This is a genomic window from Rhodococcus sp. NPDC003318 (assembly GCF_042879035.1).
In the GTDB taxonomy this organism is placed as follows: Bacteria; Actinomycetota; Actinomycetes; order Mycobacteriales; family Mycobacteriaceae; genus Rhodococcus_G.
The window spans coordinates 963,827-982,697 of the sequence record NZ_JBIAOU010000001.1 but is presented as its reverse complement, the minus strand read 5'-3'; the positions used below and the strand labels follow the sequence as shown (position 1 = coordinate 982,697).

Sequence of the window (18,871 nt, the reverse complement as noted above, 5' to 3'; positions counted from 1 at the left end):
ATGACCATCAAGACGACGACGGGAGGATCGGTGTCCTCGATCACCGGTCCGACCGACTCCGTGCCGGACACTCCGGCGTCCCCGGATCCGTCGCCCTCGCGCAGGCCGTGGTGGCGGCGGTGGTTCACCGTCACCGGCACGGTCGGCCCGCTCGGCATCGGAGTCACGATGCTGTGGCTGAGCGTGATCGTGCTGTTGCCGCTGGCCGCGCTCACCGTGACCGCGTTCGAGGACGGCATCGCCGGTTTCTGGAACGCCGTGACCAGTCCGGCCGCGCTCGCGTCGCTGTGGGTCACGGTGTGGGTCTCCGTGGTCGTGGCACTGGTCAACGTCGTGATGGGCACCCTGATCGCGTGGGTGCTGGTGCGCGACGAGTTTCCCGGCAAGCGGGTGGTCAACGCGCTGATCGACCTGCCGTTCGCGCTGCCGACGATCGTCGCCAGCATCGTGCTGCTGTCGCTGTACGGGCCGAACAGCCCGGTCGACATCCACCTCAACGCCACCCAGCCGGGCCTGATCGTCGCACTGGCCTTCGTCACGCTCCCGTTCGTGGTGCGTTCGGTGCAGCCGGTGCTGATCGAGACCGATCGGGAGGTCGAGCAGGCCGCGGCATCACTCGGTGCGAACAACTGGACCATCTTCCGCAGGGTCGTGCTGCCGACGCTGGTTCCGGCGATCGTCAGTGGCGCCGGTCTCGCGTTCGCCCGGGCGATCGGTGAGTACGGTTCCGTGGTCCTGATCGGCGGCAACATCCCGCGGGAGACCCAGATGACGTCGCAGTACATCCAGCAGCAGATCGAGATCGACCGCCCGGTCAACGCGGCCGCGGTGTCGGTCGCGCTGCTGGCGATCGCCTTCGTGACGCTGCTGGTACTCCGCGTCCTGGCGAGCCGTAGTCAGCGGCGAGAGGAGCAGTCGGCGTGAACGTCTCGACCCCGACCCGCATCGGACTGCGGGTGATCGCCCTGGGTTACCTGGTGCTGCTGCTCCTGGTGCCGATCGGCGTGATCCTGTGGCGCACCTTCGAACGGGGAATCGTCAGCTTCTTCGAGGCGATCTCGACGCCGGCGGCGATCTCGGCCCTGAACCTGTCGCTGCTCATCGTCGCGATCGTCGTGCCGATCAACGTGATCTTCGGCGTGGTGACGGCGTTGGCCCTGGTCCGTGGCCGGTTCCCCGGCCGCGGGCTGATGCAGGCGGTGGTGGACCTGCCGTTCGCCGTCTCGCCCGTCGTCGTGGGCGTGTCGTTGATCCTGCTGTGGGGCGTCAACGGGTGGTTCGGTGGCCTCGACTCGCTCGGCTTCCGGGTCATCTTCGGCCTCCCCGGCATGGTCCTGGCGACCATCTTCGTGACGTTGCCCTTCGTGGTGCGCGAGGTCGAGCCGGTACTGCACGAGATCGGCGACGAGCAGGAGCAGGCCGCCGCGACCCTCGGCGCGTCGAAGTGGCAGACGTTCTGGCGGATCACCCTGCCCGCGATCCGGTGGGGCCTGACGTACGGCATCGTGCTGACCGTCGCCCGGTCGCTCGGTGAGTTCGGTGCCGTGATCATGGTGTCGTCGGGCTTCCCGGGCGTCTCCCAGACCCTGACCCTGTTGGTGCATTCGCGGTACATCGACGATCACAACACCTACGGGGCGTACTGCGCGGCCACGTTGCTGATGGGCATCGCCCTGGTGACGCTGCTGCTGATGACGCTGTTGGACCGCAAGAGGAGCAACGCATGATTTCGGTGATCAGCGCCCAGAAGAACTACGGCGACTTCGCCGCCCTCGACAACCTCTCACTCGAGATCCCGTCCGGGTCGCTGACCGCGTTGCTCGGGCCGTCCGGGTCGGGCAAGTCGACGCTGCTGCGGTCGATCGCCGGGCTCGAGCACCCCGACTCGGGGACGATCTCCATCGCCGGCAAGGACGTCACCGGGGTCCCGCCGCAGAAGCGGGACATCGGCTTCGTCTTCCAGCACTACGCGGCGTTCAAGCACATGACGGTGCGTGACAACGTCGCGTTCGGTCTCACGATCCGCAAGCGGCCCAAGGCCGAGATCGACAAGCGGGTCAACGAGCTGCTCGAGATCGTCGGTCTCGGTGGTTTCCAGCACCGCTATCCGGCGCAGCTGTCCGGTGGTCAGCGTCAGCGCATGGCGCTGGCCCGGGCCCTCGCGGTGGATCCGCAGGTGCTGCTGCTCGACGAGCCATTCGGCGCGCTCGACGCGAAGGTGCGCGAGGACCTGCGGACCTGGCTGCGGCGGCTGCACGACGAGGTGCACGTCACCACCGTGCTCGTGACCCACGACCAGGAGGAGGCGCTCGACGTCGCCGACCGGATCGCGGTGCTGAACAAGGGCCGGATCGAGCAGGTCGGCACCCCGCGTGAACTCTACGACAGCCCGGCCAACGACTTCGTGATGTCGTTCCTCGGGCCGGTGGCCAAGCTGAACGGCCAGTTGGTCCGGCCCCACGACATCCGCGTCGGACGCGATCCGAGCATGGCGGTAGCGCAGCAGGCGGGCACCGCGGAGTCGGCCGGTGTCACCCGCGCCACGGTCGAGCGGGTGGTGCATCTCGGATTCGAGGTCCGCGTCGAGCTGCGCAACGCCGCCACCGGCGACCTCTTCTCGGCGCAGGTGACGCGCGGGGACAGCGAAGCGCTCCAGCTGAAGGAGGGCGAGACCGTCTACGCCCGCGCGACGCTCGTCCCGCAGATCCCGGCGTAGGCGCTGCGCGCCTGTGCGCGCTGTTGGTGCTCCCAGCTGCCGACAGCGCGCACAGGTCACGGCTTCAGGACGAACAGCTCTCCGATCAGCGTGGGTGTGAGCACTTCGCCGTTCGGGCCGATCGACGTCCCGACGGTGAAGCCCCGTGCGCCGGGCAGACCGTCCTCGTCGACGGTCTCGCCGGTGGCCGTGTCGAAGGTGAGGACGGCGAGCCCGTCGGATCCGTCGCGCAGCACCGTGTACGCGGTGTTCCCGGCGGTCTGTGCGGGGACACCCAGATTCAGCAGATCCGTGCGCTCCCAGACGACCTCGGCCTGGTCGCCGTTGTCCCGCAGTGCGAGCAGGTGCCCCTCGCCGCCGCCGGCCGGAATGATCAGACCGTCCCCGGAAATCGACGGACCGGTGGCCGCGGCGTAACCGATGTCGTGATGCCAGCGCGGTTGCCCGGTCACCGCGTCGAGCGCCCAGAGCGAGTTCTGTCCGTCGTTCACGTAGACGGTCGATCCGTCGGCCGACAGGGTCGGGCTGGACGCGGCCCCGCCCGGCAGCGCGTCGGTCGACCACTCCTCGGTGAGTGCGCCCTCGGCGTACCGCATCGCGACGAGTTCGGCCCGCGCGTCACCGTGCCGCCACACGGTCAGGTAGAAACGCCCGGATTTCAGGTCGATCGCGGGAGCGTGCGCCACGGGGCAGTCCGGGGAACCGAGGAAGCACTGGTCGAGTCCCTGCGCCGCCGCGGGCAGGGGAACGTCCTGCGCCTGGTCCACGGTCGGGGCCGGGATCAGTTGGTACGACGGCACCACGACCTTGCCGGTCTGCGGATCGAGTACCGAGACGACACCGAAGTGCGTGACGAACAGCACGTTCCCGTCGCCGGTGAACTGCGCCGACACCGGTGTCCCGCTGACCACCGTGCGCCAACGGAGCTGCCCGTGTTCGTTGAACGAGCTCATCGCGCCGTCCTCGCCGATGTACACGTTGGTCGCGCGGTCCACGAGGGGCGTGGACATGGCGACGCCGGGGCCGAGGCGGGTGCACCACCGTTTGCGTCCGCTGTCCATCTGGAACGACCAGAGGTTGCAGCCCTGGTCGGAGCGGGTGGTGACGAAGATCTGTCCGGTGGCCCCGACCGAGGCGGCGGTGGCGACCGGTGCGCCGAGGGGTCGTGACCACGCGGTGGAGATCGAGCGGGAACCGGTCACCGCGGCGGTGCCGCTGTTGTGCGCATCGGAGTGGATCGCCGGCCAGCCGCCGTCCGCGTAGATGCCGGGGACGGGCGAGTCGCTGCCGCATCCGGCGGTGACCAGCGCCGACGCGGTTGCCAGGGCTACCGTCGCCGACCGAAGGACAGGGCGCATTCATCACTCCTCGTGTGGATTTCGCTCGCTGAACCCTATCGGGCGGCACCGGTGTGAGGATGCACCCGCCCTGGGGAGCGGGACCGTGATGCGGCCGACGGCGGAGGTCGCGGCGATGCGGCGTCGATGCCGGGCAGTGACCGAGCGCCAGGGGTGACCGTAGGCTGTCGGGTCATGACCAGCATGTGGGGCGCACCGTTGCGCACGAGGTGGCGTGGATCCCGGCGGACCGACCCGGATCAGGCGAAATTCCTGACCCGTGACTCGTTGCGCTGGGTGATCGCGAACAAGGCCTACACGCCGTGGTACCTGGTGCGTTACTACCGTCTGGCCAAGTTCAAGCTCGCGAACCCGCACGTGGTCCTGCGCGGCATGGTGTTCCTCGGCAAGCGGGTCGAGATCCACTCCACGCCCGGCCTGTCCCGGCTCGAGATCGGCCGGTGGGTCCACCTCGGCGACGGCAACGCCATTCGCTGCCACGAGGGGTCGCTGCGCATCGGCGACAAGGTCGTGTTCGGCAAGGACAACGTCGTCAACACCTACCTCGACATCGAGATCGGCGCGTCCACGCTCGTCGCGGACTGGTGCTACATCTGCGATTTCGACCATCGCATGGATGACGTGAACACCCCGATCAAGGATCAGGGCATCGTCAAGGGACCGGTGCGCATCGGTCCCGACACCTGGATCGCGGCGAAGGTGACCGTGTTGCGCAACACCATCACGGGACGCGGTTGCGTCCTCGGTGCGCACGCGGTGGTCAAGGGCGAGATCCCGGACTACAGCATCGCGGTCGGCGCTCCCGCGAAGGTCGTCAAGAACCGCAAGGAGGCGTGGGAGGCGGGCGCCGAGGACCGCGCCAAGTACATCGCCGCGCTCGAGGACATCGAACGCAAGAAGGCCTCCGCGGGATAGCGCTTCGCGCAGTGGTGCACTTTCGGACCTCGCGACGTCCGAAAGTGCACCACTGGCGCGGAGCGCCTACCTCCCGGGCAGGGGGCGCTGCGGAATGTCGGGGCGGGCCAGTGGGTGGCGGACCCGTCGTTTCGCGCTGAGGTACACCTGGGTGGTGTCGAGCGCGACCTGGTGCCAGTCGAAGTCCTCGGTCAGCCGGTCGCGCGCCGCCCGGGCGCGTCGCTGCGCGGCGGTGGGGTCGTCGAGGACCTCGCGGACCGCCGACGTCAGCCCGTCCACGTCGCCGGGCTGGAACGACAGGCCTGTCACCCCGTCGACCACCGCCTCGCCGAGACCGCCCGCCGTGGACACGACCAGCGGCGTGCCCGCGGCGGCCGCCTCGAGGGCGATGATGCCGAACGGTTCGTAGCGGCTCGGCAGCACGATCGCGTCCGCGCCGTGCAGCCAGCCCAGGAGTTCGGTGTGGTCGAGGGCGCCGAGGAAGTTCACCGACCGCGCCACCCGGTGGGTGCGGGCCTGTTCGCGGAGCCACTCGTACTGCGTGCCCTCCCCGGCGACGGCGAGGGTGGTGCCGGGGTGGCTGCGCCGGATCCGCGGGAGGGCGGCGATCGCGTCCTGCACGCCCTTCTCGTACTCGAGTCGGCCGACGAACAGCAGTCGGGGTGGCCCGGATCGCGGTGCGCGGTCGCGGTAGTTCCACGTCGCGACGTCGATTCCGTTGCGGATCACCGTGATCGGGGACAGGTCTGGTCCGTAGAGCTCGCTGACCTCCTCCTCCATCGAGGCGGAGCAGGTGATGATCGAGTCGGACTCGTGGGCGAGCCACCACTCGACCGAGTGCACCTGCCGGTTGATCGTGCCGGACAGCCAGCCGCTGTGCCTGCCCGCCTCGGTGGCGTGCAGCGTCGACACCAGCGGCACGTCGTAGTACTCGGCCAGCGCGATCGAGGGATGCGCGACCAGCCAGTCGTGGGCGTGCACGACATCGGGTCGCCAGCCCTCGCCGATGCCCGGTCGCGCCAGCCCGACGCCGGCCCGGACCATCGCGTGGCCCATCGCCAGGGTCCAGGCGAGCATGTCCTCGCCGAAGACCAGGTGGGGTGGATCCTCCGCGACCGCGACGACGAGGACGCCCTCGGCGATGTGGGTGATCGTCGGATGGGTGGACGCGTCGGTGCCGGTCGGCCGCCGCGACAGAACCACGACCTCGTGCCCGGCCTTGACCAGCTCGGTCGCCAGATGGTGGACGTGCCTGCCGAGGCCGCCCACGACCACCGGCGGATACTCCCACGACACGATCAGTATCTTCATCTCGTACCCCCTGTCGTGCCATCGTCCTCGGGCAGGCGCCGCGCGTCCAGACCCGGGAAGAGTCCGTCGGCGAGGTTCCAGCCGGCGGCCAGCGTGGCGGCGCGCTCCGGACGTCCCGTGGTCGCCGCCTCGGCGATCTCCCGGGTCGCGTGGGCGTGCTTGTGGGCGCGGTCGCGGGCGTAACCGGCGGCCGAGTCCTTGCTGACCATGAACGCCCAGTCGCTCTGCACGGTCATGATCGTCTCCCGCAGGATCTGGTCGTTGACACGGTCACGCAGTTCGGGGCGGCCGGGTGCGCGGCCGGCGCCGCGAGCCTTGTCGACGGTGTCGAGGGCGGTCTGCACGACCTCGGTGTTCAGCTGGACGAGGTCCGCGACCGGATCGCCGGCCCACACCCGCCAGTCCTTGCCGCTGCCCCACGACGAGTCGGCGAGTTGGACCGGCTCGCCGACGTATCCGTTCGCGCGGGCCTCGGCGAGGGTGCCGACCTGCACGCCCGCTTCGGGCAGTGCGCGAAGCACCTTCTCGAGCCACTGTGGTCCCTCGAACCACCAGTGCCCGAACAGTTCGGTGTCGAAGGCCGCGACGACGAGGGCTCGGCGGCCGGTCCTGTCGTGCTCGCTGCGGATCCGGTCGACGACGGTGCGCACGAAGTCCTCGACGTGCCGGTCCACGGCCGCGGCCGCCAGTTCGGGGTCGTAGGGGGCCTTGTCCTTCGAGTCGACGGTCTTGCCCGTCACCCGCGACGGTTTGAGTCCGGTGTCGTGGTCGTAGGTGTGGAAGTCGCGGTAGGCCGCGTGGCCGGGATAGCCGGACTTCGGCGACCACACCCGGTAGGACACCTGCAGGTCGCGACCGAACGCGACGACGTCGGATTCGCGCACGGGCCGGCCGGTGGAGGTGTCGCCGCGCAGTGCGGGGCCGTCGACCATGAAGTGCGTGATCCCGGCGTCCGCATACTCGCGTTCCATCCCGGGGGTGTAGCCGCACTCCGGTGCCCAGATCCCGGAAGGCCTTGTACCCCAGCGTATTGCGGCATCGGCAAGGCCCTCGGTGAGCTCGAACCTGCGCAGCCGCGGATGCAGCAGCGGCTGGAACGGATGAGCCAGTGGCCCACCGAGCAGTTCGACGGTCTCGTCGTCGACCAGGCGGCGCAGCACCGGGGACGCGCCGTGCGCCCAGTCCTGTTCGAACTCGGCGAGTGCGCGGGCCGCGAGCCGGTGCTCGCGCGCGCCGAGATCGCGGTGCGCGGTGCCGGGCATCAGGGCGGCCTCGTGGGCGCGCAGCTGCCAGTTGCCGAGCCAGTGGTGCATGCCGGAGAGGCAGTGCGGGTCGTCGAGCATCGCGGCGAGGACCGGGGTGACACCCAGGGTCAGCAGGTGGGTTCGGCCTTCGTCCGCCAGGGTCCGCAGCACCCGGGCCACGGGCAGGTAGGACGCCGCCCAGGACTGGTAGAGCCATTCCTCGCCGACCGGCCAGCGGCCGTGATGGGCCAGCCAGGGCAGGTGGGAGTGCAGCACCAGGGCGAACATCCCCGGTTGCCGGTCCGGCGCAGTGGGCGTCGTCATCCCCGCACTTCCGGCTTGCGGGCGACGGCGACCAGGTCGAGGCTCGCGTCGATGTCGGCCTCGGTGAGGGCGAAGTCGTCCACGGTGATGGACTCGACGTCGCGGACCAGGTCGGCGGGCCACGGCTCCCCGGCCAGTGCGCGGTCGATCTGGGCGTCGATGAACGATCCGCCGTGGGTGGCGTCGAGTTCCCGCAGTCGGGGGCCGTGGTGGACGCCGGTCATCACGGTCACCTCGAAACCGGCCTGGGTGAGCAGGTCGGTCAGTTCCGCGGCATCGAGTTCACGGGTGTGGAAGGGGTTGAGCGGGGTGTCGCGGCCGGGCGAGAAGGTGATCCGGTTGGGCGTGCTGATCAGCAGTTCGCCGCCCGGAGTCAGCACCCGGAAGCACTCGGCGAGGAATTGCGCCTGGTCCCAGAGGTGTTCGATGACCTGGAAGTTGACGACCGTGCCGATGGTGCTGTCGGACAAGGGGAGTGCGGCCAGGTTACCCTGGCGCATGTCGATCCGCGGGTAGCGCGAGCGCACGTGCTCGACCGCGGAGGTGTCGTAGTCCAGCCCGATCACTGCCTCGGCCACATCGGCAATCATGTTGGCGCCGTAGCCTTCTCCTGATCCGGCCTCGAGCACGACCCGTCCCGCGCAGCGTCCGAGCAGGCGCTGGTACACCACTTCGTGGCGGCGGAACCAGTAGTTCTCCTCCGGTACGCCGGGGACGGTGCGCTCGCCGGTCAAGGGCAGGGTCGCGTGGTCGCCGGTCGCGGCGGTGGTCGGCGCACCGGCGGTGCCGGTGGTCGGAACAGAAGAGTCGGTCACCGGAGTCAGATTACTGGTACGTGTTCCAGTGCGGGGCGTGGTGGTTCACATCACAGACGATTCCGGGACCTTTCGGTCTTATGGTGGACGGGATTCGCCGCTAAGTTACTAGCCGGTAGCTTAGCGTGTTGTAATCTGACGCACGGTCATCGTGCGAAGTAGATGAACACCCGAGAGCTCGGCCACCGCGGAGCCGCTCGCTGAGAAGACTGACACAGGAGGTCGACGTAGACCCATGACGAACATCGTCGTTTTGATCAAGCAGGTTCCCGATACCTGGTCCGAGCGCAAGCTGACCGACGGTGACTTCACGCTCGACCGTGAGGCCGCGGACGCCGTGCTCGACGAGATCAACGAGCGCGCCGTCGAGGAAGCCCTGCTCATCAAGGAGGCCCAGGGCGGCGAGGTGACCGTGCTGTCCGCCGGTCCCGACCGCGCCACCGACGCCATCCGCAAGGCGCTGTCCATGGGTGCCGACAAGGCGATCCACCTCAACGACCCGGCGCTGCACGGCTCGGACGCGATCCAGACCGCGTACGCCCTGGCCGCTGCACTCGGCCAGATCGAGGGCGTCGAGCTGGTCATCGCCGGTAACGAGGCCACCGACGGTCGCGCCGGTGCCGTGCCCGCGATCATCGCCGAGTACCTGGGCCTGCCGCAGCTGACGCACCTGCGCAAGCTGACCGTCGCCGACGGCAAGGCCATCGGTGAGCGGGAGACCGACGAGGGTGTCTTCGCGCTCGAGGCGCCGCTGCCCGCGATCGTCTCGGTCACCGAGAAGATCAACGAGCCCCGCTTCCCCTCCTTCAAGGGCATCATGGCCGCGAAGAAGAAGGAAGTTCAGGTCCTGACCCTCGCCGAGATCGGCCTGGACCCGTCCATCTTCGGTGTCGAGAACGCGGCCACCACGGTCACCGCGTCCACCCCGAAGCCCCCGCGTACCGCTGGTGAGCGCGTCGCCGACGAGGGTGAGGGCGGCAACCAGATCGCCGCGTACCTGGTCGGTCAGAAGATCATCTGATTCGCGCCCCTCAACCAGCAGACACACACGTAGGAGAAAGAAGCAATGGCTGAAGTACTCGTGCTCGTCGAGCACGCCGAGGGCGCGCTCAAGAAGGTCAGCACCGAGCTGATCACCGCCGCCCGTGCGCTGGGTGAGCCCGCCGCCGTCGTCGCGGGCCCCGCGGGCACCGCAGACAAGCTGCAGGACGCCCTGGCCGCGGCCGGTGCCGTCAAGGTCTACGCCGCCGAGTCCGACGACATCGACGGCTTCCTGGTCACCCCGAAGGTCGACGTCCTCGCCTCGCTGGTCGAGTCCGTCTCCCCGGCCGCGGTCCTGACCGCCGCCTCGACGGAGGGCAAGGAGGTGTCCGGTCGCCTGGCCGCGCGCATCGGTTCCGGCCTGCTCGTCGACGTCATCGAGATCAAGTCCGACGGCAGCGCCGTGCACTCCATCTTCGGTGGCGCGTTCACCGTCGACGCCAAGGCCAACGGCGAGGTCCCGGTCATCTCGGTTCGCCCGGGTGCCGTCGAGGCGCAGCCGCAGGCCGCCGCCGCCGAGCGCGTCGCCGTCGACGTTCCGGCGCAGGAGGAGAACGCGGTCAAGATCACCTCGCGTCAGCCGATCGTCGGTGGCGACCGCCCCGAGCTGACCGAGGCGTCGGTCGTCGTCTCCGGTGGTCGCGGCGTCGGCTCCGCCGAGAAGTTCTCGGTCGTCGAGGAGCTCGCCGACTCGCTCGGTGCCGCGGTCGGTGCCTCGCGCGCCGCGGTCGACTCGGGCTACTACCCGGGCCAGTTCCAGGTGGGTCAGACCGGTAAGACGGTCTCCCCGCAGCTGTACATCGCGCTCGGCATCTCCGGCGCCATCCAGCACCGCGCCGGCATGCAGACCTCGAAGACCATCGTCGCGGTCAACAAGGACGAAGAGGCCCCGATCTTCGAGATCGCGGACTACGGCGTCGTCGGCGACCTGTTCAACGTCGCGCCGCAGCTCACCGAGGCCGTCAAGGCTCACAAGGGCTGACACCCGCTCGTTCCACGATGAGGGGAACCCCCGCCCGGTCCGCCCGGGCACGGGGTTCCCCTCACCCGTTTCTTCACCGGGTCGCCGACGGCACGACACGTCGCTGACGCCGTGCCGTCGCCCGCGCGGTCGACGCTTCGTGCATGACCACCACCGGGGTCCACGACCGGGTCTCCTCGGCCCGCTACTCGCTTCTGCTCTCCTCCGACCGTGAACACCGCGAAGCCGCACAACGCCTGCGGCACACCGTGTTCGCCGCCGAACCGGGGTTCACCCCGGGTGCCAGTGCGGACGGACTCGACGCCGACCGCTTCGACGAGCACTGCGACCACCTCCTGGTCCGCGACGAGGTCTCCGACGACACGGTCGGCTGCTACCGGATTCTCGGTCCCGACGGTGCCCGCGCGGCCGGAGGTCTCTACACCGCAACCGAATTCGACATCACGGCCCTCGACGGTCTGCGTCCCGATCTGGTCGAGCTGGGCCGGGCATGCGTGCATCCCGACCACCGCAGCGGTGCGGTGCTCGCACTGATGTGGGCCGGTATGCTGAACTACCTCGAATTGACCGGCCACCGTTGGGCTGTCGGCTGCGTGTCGGTGCCGATGCGGCTGGGTGCCGACGAGGTGCCGGGCGCGAACGTCCGCGCCGTGCGCGACCGGCTGCTCGCCGACCACGCGAGTCCGGTGGACCGGCGGGTCCGGCCGCTGCGCCCGGTCCCCGGTCTCGACGCCCTCGATCCGTCGGCGAAAGCCGTTCTGCCGCCGCTGATGCGCGGCTATCTGCGGCTGGGGGCGCGGATCTGCGGTGAGCCCGGGCACGACCCGGACTTCGGTGTCGCCGACTTCGTGGCACTGCTCGGCATGGAGGAGGCCGACGCCCGGTACCTGACGCGGCTGCGGGCGGTCGCGGCCACGGTGACGGTGAGTGCGTGATGACCCACGCCTGGATGCCGTCGAGTCCGTGCGGTGACGGCTGCCACTCCGACCCCGAGCGCCGGGCCGGGGCGGCGCTCGTCGCGTTCCGCTACGCGAGTGTCGTGACGACCGTCGTCGCCGCCGCGGTGCTGCCCGCGGCCGCGTTGCTCCCGTCTCGGTGGCGCCGCGGAGTCCACCGTAGGCACGCCCGGATCGCGTTGCGGGCGCTCGGTGTGCGGCTGCAGGTCCGGGACGAGCGGGGGCCCTCGGAGCCCGGTCGCGGGGTGCTCGCCGTCGCCGGTCACGTCTCCTGGCTCGACATTCTCGTGCTGAACGCCGTCGAGTCCGGCGACTACGTCGCGCGGGCCGACCTGCTGGACTGGCCGCTGCTCGGGTCACTGGCACGGCGGGCGCGGGTCGTCCCGATCGACCGCGGCCGCCTGCGGGAGCTCCCCGGTGTGGTGGACGAGGCCGCCGAACGGCTGCGGACCGGCGCGCGTGTCGTCGCGTTCCCGGAGGGCACCACGTGGTGCGGCCGGGCGTTCGGGCGGCTGCGGCCGGCGTTGTTCCAGGCCGCAGTCGATTCGGGTGCCGTCGTCGAACCCGTCGAGTTGAGGTACCTGCGTGCGGACGGGACGGCCGAGACCGGTGTGTGTTTCGTGGGCGACCAGACGCTCGTCGCGAGCCTGCGCCGCACCGTCCGGCTGCGCGGTGTGCTCGCCGAGGTCCGCCGGGGACCGCTGCAGGAACCGGGTGCCGATCGGCGGGAGCTGGCCGCCCGCTGCGAGCGCCTGGTGCACGGTGGCCGTTCCCGGGCGCGTGAGGCCGACGTCCTCCTGGGTGCGGCGCGGACGCGGCGGGAGCCGGTCGCCTAGCACCACCTGCACGGTCGCCGTCGCCGGGCGCATCCGGACACGGGCTATCCTGGTCGGGCCATGACTTCACCCCGTCCCCAGACCGCCGGCACCGTCGATCGCGCCCGTCCGGCGCGGTCCGCCCCGGCGTACCTCGATCACGCCGCCACGACCCCGATGCTGCCGGAGGCGGTCGCCGCGATGACCGAGGTCCTCGCGACCGTCGGGAACGCGTCGTCGCTGCACGGTTCCGGGCGGGCGGCGCGCCGCCGGGTGGAGGAGTCACGGGAGTCGATCGCGGCGGACCTGGGCGCGCGACCCTCGGAGGTCGTCTTCACCTCCGGGGGCACCGAGTCCGACAACCTCGCCGTCAAGGGCATCTACTGGGCGCGACGGGACGCCGACCCGCGCCGCCGCCGGATCGTCACCAGCGCCGTCGAGCACCACGCGGTGCTGGACGCGGTCGAGTGGCTGGCGTTGCACGAGGGCGCCGAGGTGACGTGGTTGCCGGTGGACGCGCAGTGCCTCGTCGACCCGGCGGACCTGCGCCGCGAACTTCAGGAACACGCCGACGAGACCGCCCTCGTGACCGTGATGTGGGCGAACAACGAGGTCGGGTCTGTCATGCCGATCGCCGAACTGGCCGCCGTCGCGGCGGAGTTCGGCGTCCCGATGCACAGCGACGCGGTCCAGGCCGCCGCGCACCTACCCGTCGATTTCGCCGCCAGCGGGCTGTCCGCGTTGAGCATCGCCGCGCACAAGTTCGGGGGCCCGCACGGATCGGGTGCCCTGCTGCTCGGCAGGCAGGTGCCGTGTGTGCCGCTGCTGCACGGGGGCGGGCACGAGCGCGACCTGCGGGCGGGCACCCTGGACACCGCGGCGGCGGTCGCCACCGCGGCCGCGCTGCGGAAGGCCGTGTCGGAGCAGGAGTTCCGTGCCGGCGAGTTGATCCGCCTGCGGGACCGGCTGATCGACGGCGTGCACGCCCTGGTGCCCGACGCGGTGCTCAACGGACCCGTCGGTGCGGGCCGGCTGCCCGGCAACGCGCACTTCACCTTCCCGGGATGCGAGGGCGACTCGCTGCTGATGCTGCTGGACGCGGCCGGGATCGAGTGCTCGACCGGATCGGCGTGCACCGCAGGTGTCGCCAGCGCCAGTCACGTGCTGATCGCGATGGGCGTGGACTCCCGCACCGCGCGGGGATCACTGCGCTTCTCGCTCGGCCACACATCCACCGACGCCGACGTCGACGCGCTGCTGGCGGCGCTGCCGCAGGTCGTCGAACGGGCCCGCGCCGCCGGACTGGCCGGCGCCGGATCGCGGCGGTTCGAGAGCACGGGAGGGACGCGCTGATGCGGGTACTGGCGGCGATGAGCGGCGGAGTCGACTCCGCGGTGGCGGCGGCCCGCGCGGTCGAGGCCGGGCACGAGGTGGTCGGGGTGCACCTGGCGCTGTCCACGGCGCCGGGCACCCTGCGCACCGGCTCGCGCGGCTGCTGCTCGAAGGAGGACGCGGGCGACGCGCGCCGCGCCGCGGACGTGCTCGGCATCCCGTTCTACGTGTGGGACTTCGCGGACCGGTTCAAGGAAGACGTCATCGACGACTTCGTCGCCGCCTACGCCGCGGGTGAGACGCCGAATCCGTGCCTGCGCTGCAACGAGAAGATCAAGTTCGCCGCGCTCGCGGACCGCGCGATCGCGCTCGGCTTCGACGCCGTCGCCACCGGGCACTACGCCCGCCTCTCCGACGGTGTCCTGCGCCGCGCCGTCGACGCGGACAAGGACCAGTCGTACGTGCTGGGAGTGCTGACGGCGCAGCAGCTTTCGCGCGCAATGTTCCCGGTCGGGGACACCCCGAAGCCGCAGATCCGGGAGGAGGCCGCGGCCCGCGGGCTCGCGGTCGCCGACAAGCCGGACAGCCACGACATCTGCTTCATCCCCTCCGGCGACACCCGTGCGTTCCTCGGCGCGACGATCGGTGTGCGGCCGGGCAAGGTCGTCGACGCGGACACCGGCGCCGAACTTGCCGACCACGACGGCGTGCACGGCTTCACCATCGGTCAGCGGAAGGGGCTCGGGGTCGAGGGTCCCGCCGCGGACGGTCGGCCCCGCTACGTCACGGCCATCGAACCCGAGACCGGCACGGTCAAGGTCGGGTCAGCGGAGCGCCTGCAGGTGTGGGGAATTCGCGCGGACAGGGCGATCTGGACGTCCGGCTCCGCGCCGGACGGTCCGGTCGAGTGCATCGTTCAGGTCCGCGCGCACGGCGGACTCGCCGACGCCGTGGTGGAGGAGGTCGACGGGGGTCTCGACATCCGGCTGCGGCAGGCGCTGACCGGCGTGGCCCGCGGGCAGGCGGTGGTGCTCTACCGCCGCGACGCCGCCGGGGACATCGTGCTCGGCAGCGGCACCATCGCCGACACCGGCGGTGTCGACGAGCCCGGCACCGCCGGCAGTGAATCACGTTGACCGACAAGGCCTTCCCTGTCGGGATCGCGACGGGCGCCGGATCCTGGCCGGGTGCCGATGCGCGGGAGTCCGCCGTCGTGGTCGTGGGGGAGCTGCCGCACCTGCCGCACCTGGTCGAGCTGCCCGACCGCGGGCTCGGTGCCGACATGATCGGCCGCGCCGCCGCGCTGCTCGTCGACCTTCCACTGGACACCTCCACCACCGGCTACCGCGTCGCCCAGCGGCCCGGTCCCGCCACCCGCAGGGCGCGGGACCTGCTCGCCCGCGACCTCGACGCGCTCGAGGAGGCGTGGGAGGTCGCCGGCCGCCGCGGCACCGACCAGCCGGTGAAGGTGCAGGCGGTCGGACCGCTGACGCTGGCGTCGCAGGTCGAACTCGTCGGCGGCCACCGGGCGCTGACCGACCCCGGTGCGCTGCGGGATCTCGCCGAGTCGCTGGCCGAGGGGGTTCGCGCACACGTCGCCGAGGTGGAACGACGCCTCGGGTCGCCCGTGCTCGTGCAGTTCGACGAACCGGGCCTGCGCGCGGTGCTCGACGGCTCGCTGACCGGCGTGTCGATCCTGCAGACGCCGCGCGCACTGCCCGAGCCCGAGGCGCTCGCCGTGCTCCAGTCCGCCATCGAGGCCGTCGCCGCGCCGGTGCTGGTGCACTGCTGCGCCGCGACGCCGCCCCTGGACCTGTTGCGCCGCAGCGGAGCCGCGGTGATCGGTCTGGACCTGGGGGTGCTGCGCGCCGCCGACCTCGACGGAGTCGGCGAACTGTTCGAGGACGGCCTGTCGCTGGCGCTGGGGATGGTGCCCTCCGCCGCGCCCGAGCGGGTGCCGGGCTGGCGCGACCTGGCCCGGCCTGCGGTGACCCTGGTGGACCGGCTCGGCTTCCCGCACACCGTGCTCGCCGAACGGGTGCTGGTCACCCCGGCCTGCGGGCTGGCCGGGGCGGGCGCGCAGTGGTCGCGTCAGGCGCTGCGGTCCGCGTCCGAGGTGGCCCGAGCCTTCGCCGAGGGTGCGGAGTTCGGGACCGCCTCCTGACCTGTCGAGGGGTGTCGGCGGGCTGGGATAGCCTTTCTGGCGTGACCGAGAACGTGGCAGCGACCTCCGACGAACGCGACGAATGGCAGCGGCTCGCGGAAGAGGTGCGCGAGCACCAGTTCCGCTACTACGTCAAGGACGCGCCCACCATCTCCGACGGCGAGTTCGACGTGCTGCTGCGTCGGCTGACCGACCTCGAGGACCGGCATCCGGACCTGCGCGCACCGGATTCGCCGACGCAACTCGTCGGCGGCGGCTTCGCGACTGAGTTCACCGCGGTCGACCACCTCGAACGAATGCTCAGTCTGGACAACGTCTTCGACGAGGCCGAACTGCGCACCTGGATCTCCCGCGTCGAGGTCGAGACCGGTCCCGATCTCCACTACCTGTGCGAGGTGAAGATCGATGGCGTCGCGCTGAACCTGGTGTACGAGAACGGAAAACTGGTCCGGGCCGCGACCCGCGGGGACGGCCGCACCGGTGAGGACGTCACGCTCAATGCGCGCACCATCGACGACATCCCGCACACCCTCACGGGAACCGGCGAGTACCCGGTGCCCGCCCTGCTCGAGGTGCGCGGCGAGGTGTTCTTCCGGCTCGAGGACTTCGAGGCGCTCAACGCCTCGCTCGTCGCCGAGGGCAAGGCGCCCTTCGCGAATCCCCGCAACTCCGCGGCCGGGTCGCTGCGACAGAAGAACCCAGCCGTCACCGCGCGACGCCGGCTCGGCATGATCTGCCACGGACTCGGCCGCACCGAGGGCTTCGACCCGGTCAGCCAGCACGACGCGTACACCGCCCTCGCGGCCTGGGGACTGCCGGTGTCGACGCACACCCTGCGGGTGCAGGGCGCCGACGCGGTGGTGGAGCGCGTCGCTTACTGGGACGAGCACCGGCACGACGTCGAACACGAGATCGACGGCCTGGTCGTGAAGGTCGACGAGATGTCGTTGCACCGCAGGCTCGGCGCCACCTCCCGCGCGCCGCGCTGGGCGATCGCATACAAGTACCCGCCGGAGGAGGCCACCACCAAGCTCCTCGACATCCGGGTCAGCGTCGGCCGCACCGGCCGGGTCACACCCTTCGCGTACATGGAGCCGGTCACCGTCGCGGGATCGACGGTGTCGCTGGCGACCCTGCACAACGGGTCGGAGGTCAAGCGCAAGGGCGTGCTGATCGGCGACAGCGTGGTCATCCGCAAGGCGGGCGAGGTGATCCCGGAGGTTCTCGGCCCCGTGGTGGACCTGCGGGACGGCACCGAACGCGAATTCGTGATGCCGACGCACTGCCCGGAGTGCGGGACCGAACTCGCCCCGGCGAAGGAGGGCGACGCGGACATCCGCTGCCCCAACCAGCGGTCCTGTCCGGCGCAGTTGCGGGAGCGCGTGTTTCACGTGGCGGGCCGCGGCGCGTTCGACATCGAGGTGCTCGGCTACGAGGCGGCCACCGCGCTGCTCGAGGTCGGCGTGATCCGCGACGAGGGCGACCTGTTCTCGCTGACGGCCGACGACCTGATGAAGACCGCACTGTTCACCACGAAGGCCGGCGCGTTGTCCGCGAACGGGCGCCGCCTGCTCGACAACCTCGACCGCTCGAAGTCCCAGCAGCTGTGGCGGGTGCTCGTCGCGCTGTCCATCCGGCACGTCGGCCCCACCGCTGCCCGGGCGCTGGCATCGGAGTTCGGCAGCCTCGAGCGGATCGAGTCGGCGTCGGTCGAGGGGCTGGCCGCCGTGGACGGCGTCGGCGGCACCATCGCGGCGGCGGTCGTGGAGTGGTTCGCGGTCGACTGGCATCGCGACATCGTCACGAAGTGGCGCGCGGCCGGGGTGTCGATGGAGGACGAGCGCGACGAGTCGATCGAACGCAACCTCGAGGGCCTGTCGATCGTCGTCACCGGGTCCCTGGTCGGGTTCACCCGCGACGGCGCGAAGGAGGCGATCCTGCAGCGCGGAGGCAAGGCCGCCGGATCGGTGTCGAAGAAGACCGCGTTCGTGGTGGTCGGCGAGGCGCCGGGGTCGAAGGCGGACAAGGCCGAGCAGCTCGGGGTCCCGATCCTCGACGAGGAGGGCTTCGCCCGCCTGCTCGAGAACGGACCGGAGGCGGTCACCGCGTCGGACGGCGACGCAGCCGACGCGTGATCGGGAAGCCCGCGGCGCGCAGCGTCTTTCGGCGCTGCGGCGCGCACCCCCGCCGGTGCGCGTGGTGAACATCACCCCGAACGGCGGTGCGGGGCGGAATGTGCTGCACCGTGTCCGAGGGGCAGATTCGGAGCGATTTCACAGGTCAGCGCGCCGGCAACCGGTTGCCCGCGGTGGCCTGACCCCGACGAGGACGGGTGTGCGCAGTGCGCACGGGGAGGTTGAGTGCGGCGTGAGATTGCTGCGATAGTGACGCCATGATCACCATTCGCCCCGTCGACCCCGCCGATTTCGACGCCGTCGCCGACCTGACCGTGGAGTCGTACGTCGGGGGCGGATTCGTCGCCGAGGCCAGCAGCTATGTGCGGCACCTGCGGGACACCGCGGGCCGTGCCGAGCAGGCCGAGGTCGTCGTCGCCGAGTGGCAGGGCGAGGTCGTCGGCTCCGTGACGATCGCCGAGCCCGGCACGGCGTACTCCGACGTCGCCCGGACCGGCGAACTCGAGTTCCGGATGCTCGCCGTATCGAGCGCCGCGCGCCGCAAGGGTGCCGGTTCCGCGCTGGTACGGCACGTGCTCGACGCCGCCTACGACCGTGGCCTGCACGCCGTGGTCATCTCCACCGAGCCGGAGATGGTCGACGCCCGGCGGATCTACGACCGCAACGATTTCGTCCACATGCCGGATCGGGACTGGGAACCCGCCCCCGGCATGGGGTTGACGGTCCTGGTCCGCGAGATCGTCTGACGTGCCCGTCGGGAGGG

General features: G+C 70.9%; 17 protein-coding genes. 13 read left to right on the top strand and 4 right to left on the bottom strand.

The genetic code is table 11. The annotated features are described in order from the left end of the window. The 3 genes from cysT to ACFYVR_RS04370 are packed head-to-tail and all read left to right on the top strand — an operon-like array spanning position 1 to position 2,716. Positions 1–924, top strand: a complete 924-nt coding sequence (cysT, locus tag ACFYVR_RS04380; protein ID WP_387469950.1) for a sulfate ABC transporter permease subunit CysT — start codon at positions 1–3, stop codon at positions 922–924. After that, the gene (gene cysW, locus ACFYVR_RS04375; RefSeq protein WP_387469948.1) at positions 921–1,727 is read left to right on the top strand and encodes a sulfate ABC transporter permease subunit CysW; all 807 of its coding nucleotides are present in this window, start codon (positions 921–923) and stop codon (positions 1,725–1,727) included. The genes cysT and cysW overlap by 4 nt, the downstream gene beginning before the upstream one ends. Beyond that, complete coding sequence (locus ACFYVR_RS04370) at positions 1,724–2,716, top strand: sulfate/molybdate ABC transporter ATP-binding protein (RefSeq protein ID WP_387469946.1); 993 nt, start codon at positions 1,724–1,726, stop codon at positions 2,714–2,716. The genes cysW and ACFYVR_RS04370 overlap by 4 nt, the downstream gene beginning before the upstream one ends. A 56-nt stretch (positions 2,717–2,772) precedes the next feature. On the opposite strand, the gene ACFYVR_RS04365 is transcribed toward ACFYVR_RS04370, so the two are convergent. Beyond that, entirely contained in the window at positions 2,773–4,074 is a 1,302-nt protein-coding gene (locus tag ACFYVR_RS04365) for a PQQ-binding-like beta-propeller repeat protein (protein WP_387469944.1), read from the bottom strand. A gap of 174 nt (positions 4,075–4,248) precedes the next feature. Here ACFYVR_RS04365 and ACFYVR_RS04360 point away from each other — a divergent pair, with 174 nt between their 5' ends. After that, complete coding sequence (locus ACFYVR_RS04360; protein WP_387469942.1) at positions 4,249–4,989, top strand: acyltransferase; 741 nt, start codon at positions 4,249–4,251, stop codon at positions 4,987–4,989. A 66-nt stretch (positions 4,990–5,055) separates the two neighbouring features. On the opposite strand, the gene ACFYVR_RS04355 is transcribed toward ACFYVR_RS04360, so the two are convergent. The 3 genes from ACFYVR_RS04355 to ACFYVR_RS04345 are packed head-to-tail and all read right to left on the bottom strand — an operon-like array spanning position 5,056 to position 8,683. Further along, positions 5,056–6,300: a glycosyltransferase family 4 protein gene (locus tag ACFYVR_RS04355; RefSeq protein ID WP_387469940.1), complete on the bottom strand. Its 1,245-nt coding sequence runs from the start codon at positions 6,298–6,300 to the stop codon at positions 5,056–5,058. Then, positions 6,297–7,868 carry a 1,4-alpha-glucan branching protein domain-containing protein gene (locus ACFYVR_RS04350; protein ID WP_387469938.1) on the bottom strand — a complete coding sequence of 524 codons (1,572 nt, stop codon included), beginning with the start codon at positions 7,866–7,868 and terminating at the stop codon, positions 6,297–6,299. Before ACFYVR_RS04350 ends, ACFYVR_RS04355 begins: the two co-directional genes overlap by 4 nt. Beyond that, positions 7,865–8,683, bottom strand: coding sequence for a methyltransferase domain-containing protein (locus ACFYVR_RS04345; RefSeq protein ID WP_387469936.1), 819 nt, complete (start codon positions 8,681–8,683; stop codon positions 7,865–7,867). The genes ACFYVR_RS04350 and ACFYVR_RS04345 overlap by 4 nt, the downstream gene beginning before the upstream one ends. A gap of 235 nt (positions 8,684–8,918) precedes the next feature. Here ACFYVR_RS04345 and ACFYVR_RS04340 point away from each other — a divergent pair, with 235 nt between their 5' ends. The 9 genes from ACFYVR_RS04340 (at position 8,919) to ACFYVR_RS04300 (ending at position 18,854) form a co-directional block, all read left to right on the top strand. Then, positions 8,919–9,704 carry an electron transfer flavoprotein subunit beta/FixA family protein gene (locus ACFYVR_RS04340; RefSeq protein ID WP_387469934.1) on the top strand — a complete coding sequence of 262 codons (786 nt, stop codon included), beginning with the start codon at positions 8,919–8,921 and terminating at the stop codon, positions 9,702–9,704. Positions 9,705–9,749: 45 nt separating this feature from the next. Further along, positions 9,750–10,706, top strand: coding sequence for an electron transfer flavoprotein subunit alpha/FixB family protein (locus ACFYVR_RS04335; RefSeq protein WP_387469932.1), 957 nt, complete (start codon positions 9,750–9,752; stop codon positions 10,704–10,706). Between the two features lie 143 nt (positions 10,707–10,849). Further along, a complete protein-coding gene (locus tag ACFYVR_RS04330; RefSeq protein WP_387469930.1) occupies positions 10,850–11,641 on the top strand; it encodes a GNAT family N-acetyltransferase in 792 nt (263 codons plus the stop codon). Then, complete coding sequence (locus ACFYVR_RS04325) at positions 11,641–12,498, top strand: lysophospholipid acyltransferase family protein (RefSeq protein WP_387469928.1); 858 nt, start codon at positions 11,641–11,643, stop codon at positions 12,496–12,498. The genes ACFYVR_RS04330 and ACFYVR_RS04325 overlap by 1 nt, the downstream gene beginning before the upstream one ends. Positions 12,499–12,558: 60 nt before the next feature. Next, complete coding sequence (locus tag ACFYVR_RS04320) at positions 12,559–13,830, top strand: cysteine desulfurase family protein (protein WP_387469926.1); 1,272 nt, start codon at positions 12,559–12,561, stop codon at positions 13,828–13,830. Further along, positions 13,830–14,945 carry a tRNA 2-thiouridine(34) synthase MnmA gene (gene mnmA / locus ACFYVR_RS04315; RefSeq protein WP_387469924.1) on the top strand — a complete coding sequence of 372 codons (1,116 nt, stop codon included), beginning with the start codon at positions 13,830–13,832 and terminating at the stop codon, positions 14,943–14,945. The genes ACFYVR_RS04320 and mnmA overlap by 1 nt, the downstream gene beginning before the upstream one ends. After that, the gene (locus ACFYVR_RS04310) at positions 14,942–15,973 is read left to right on the top strand and encodes a methionine synthase (protein ID WP_387469922.1); all 1,032 of its coding nucleotides are present in this window, start codon (positions 14,942–14,944) and stop codon (positions 15,971–15,973) included. The genes mnmA and ACFYVR_RS04310 overlap by 4 nt, the downstream gene beginning before the upstream one ends. Before the next feature lie 41 nt (positions 15,974–16,014). Then, positions 16,015–18,108, top strand: coding sequence for an NAD-dependent DNA ligase LigA (gene ligA, locus ACFYVR_RS04305; protein ID WP_387469920.1), 2,094 nt, complete (start codon positions 16,015–16,017; stop codon positions 18,106–18,108). A gap of 257 nt (positions 18,109–18,365) precedes the next feature. Continuing rightward, entirely contained in the window at positions 18,366–18,854 is a 489-nt protein-coding gene (locus ACFYVR_RS04300) for a GNAT family N-acetyltransferase (RefSeq protein ID WP_387469918.1), read from the top strand. Positions 18,855–18,871 lie beyond the last annotated feature (17 nt).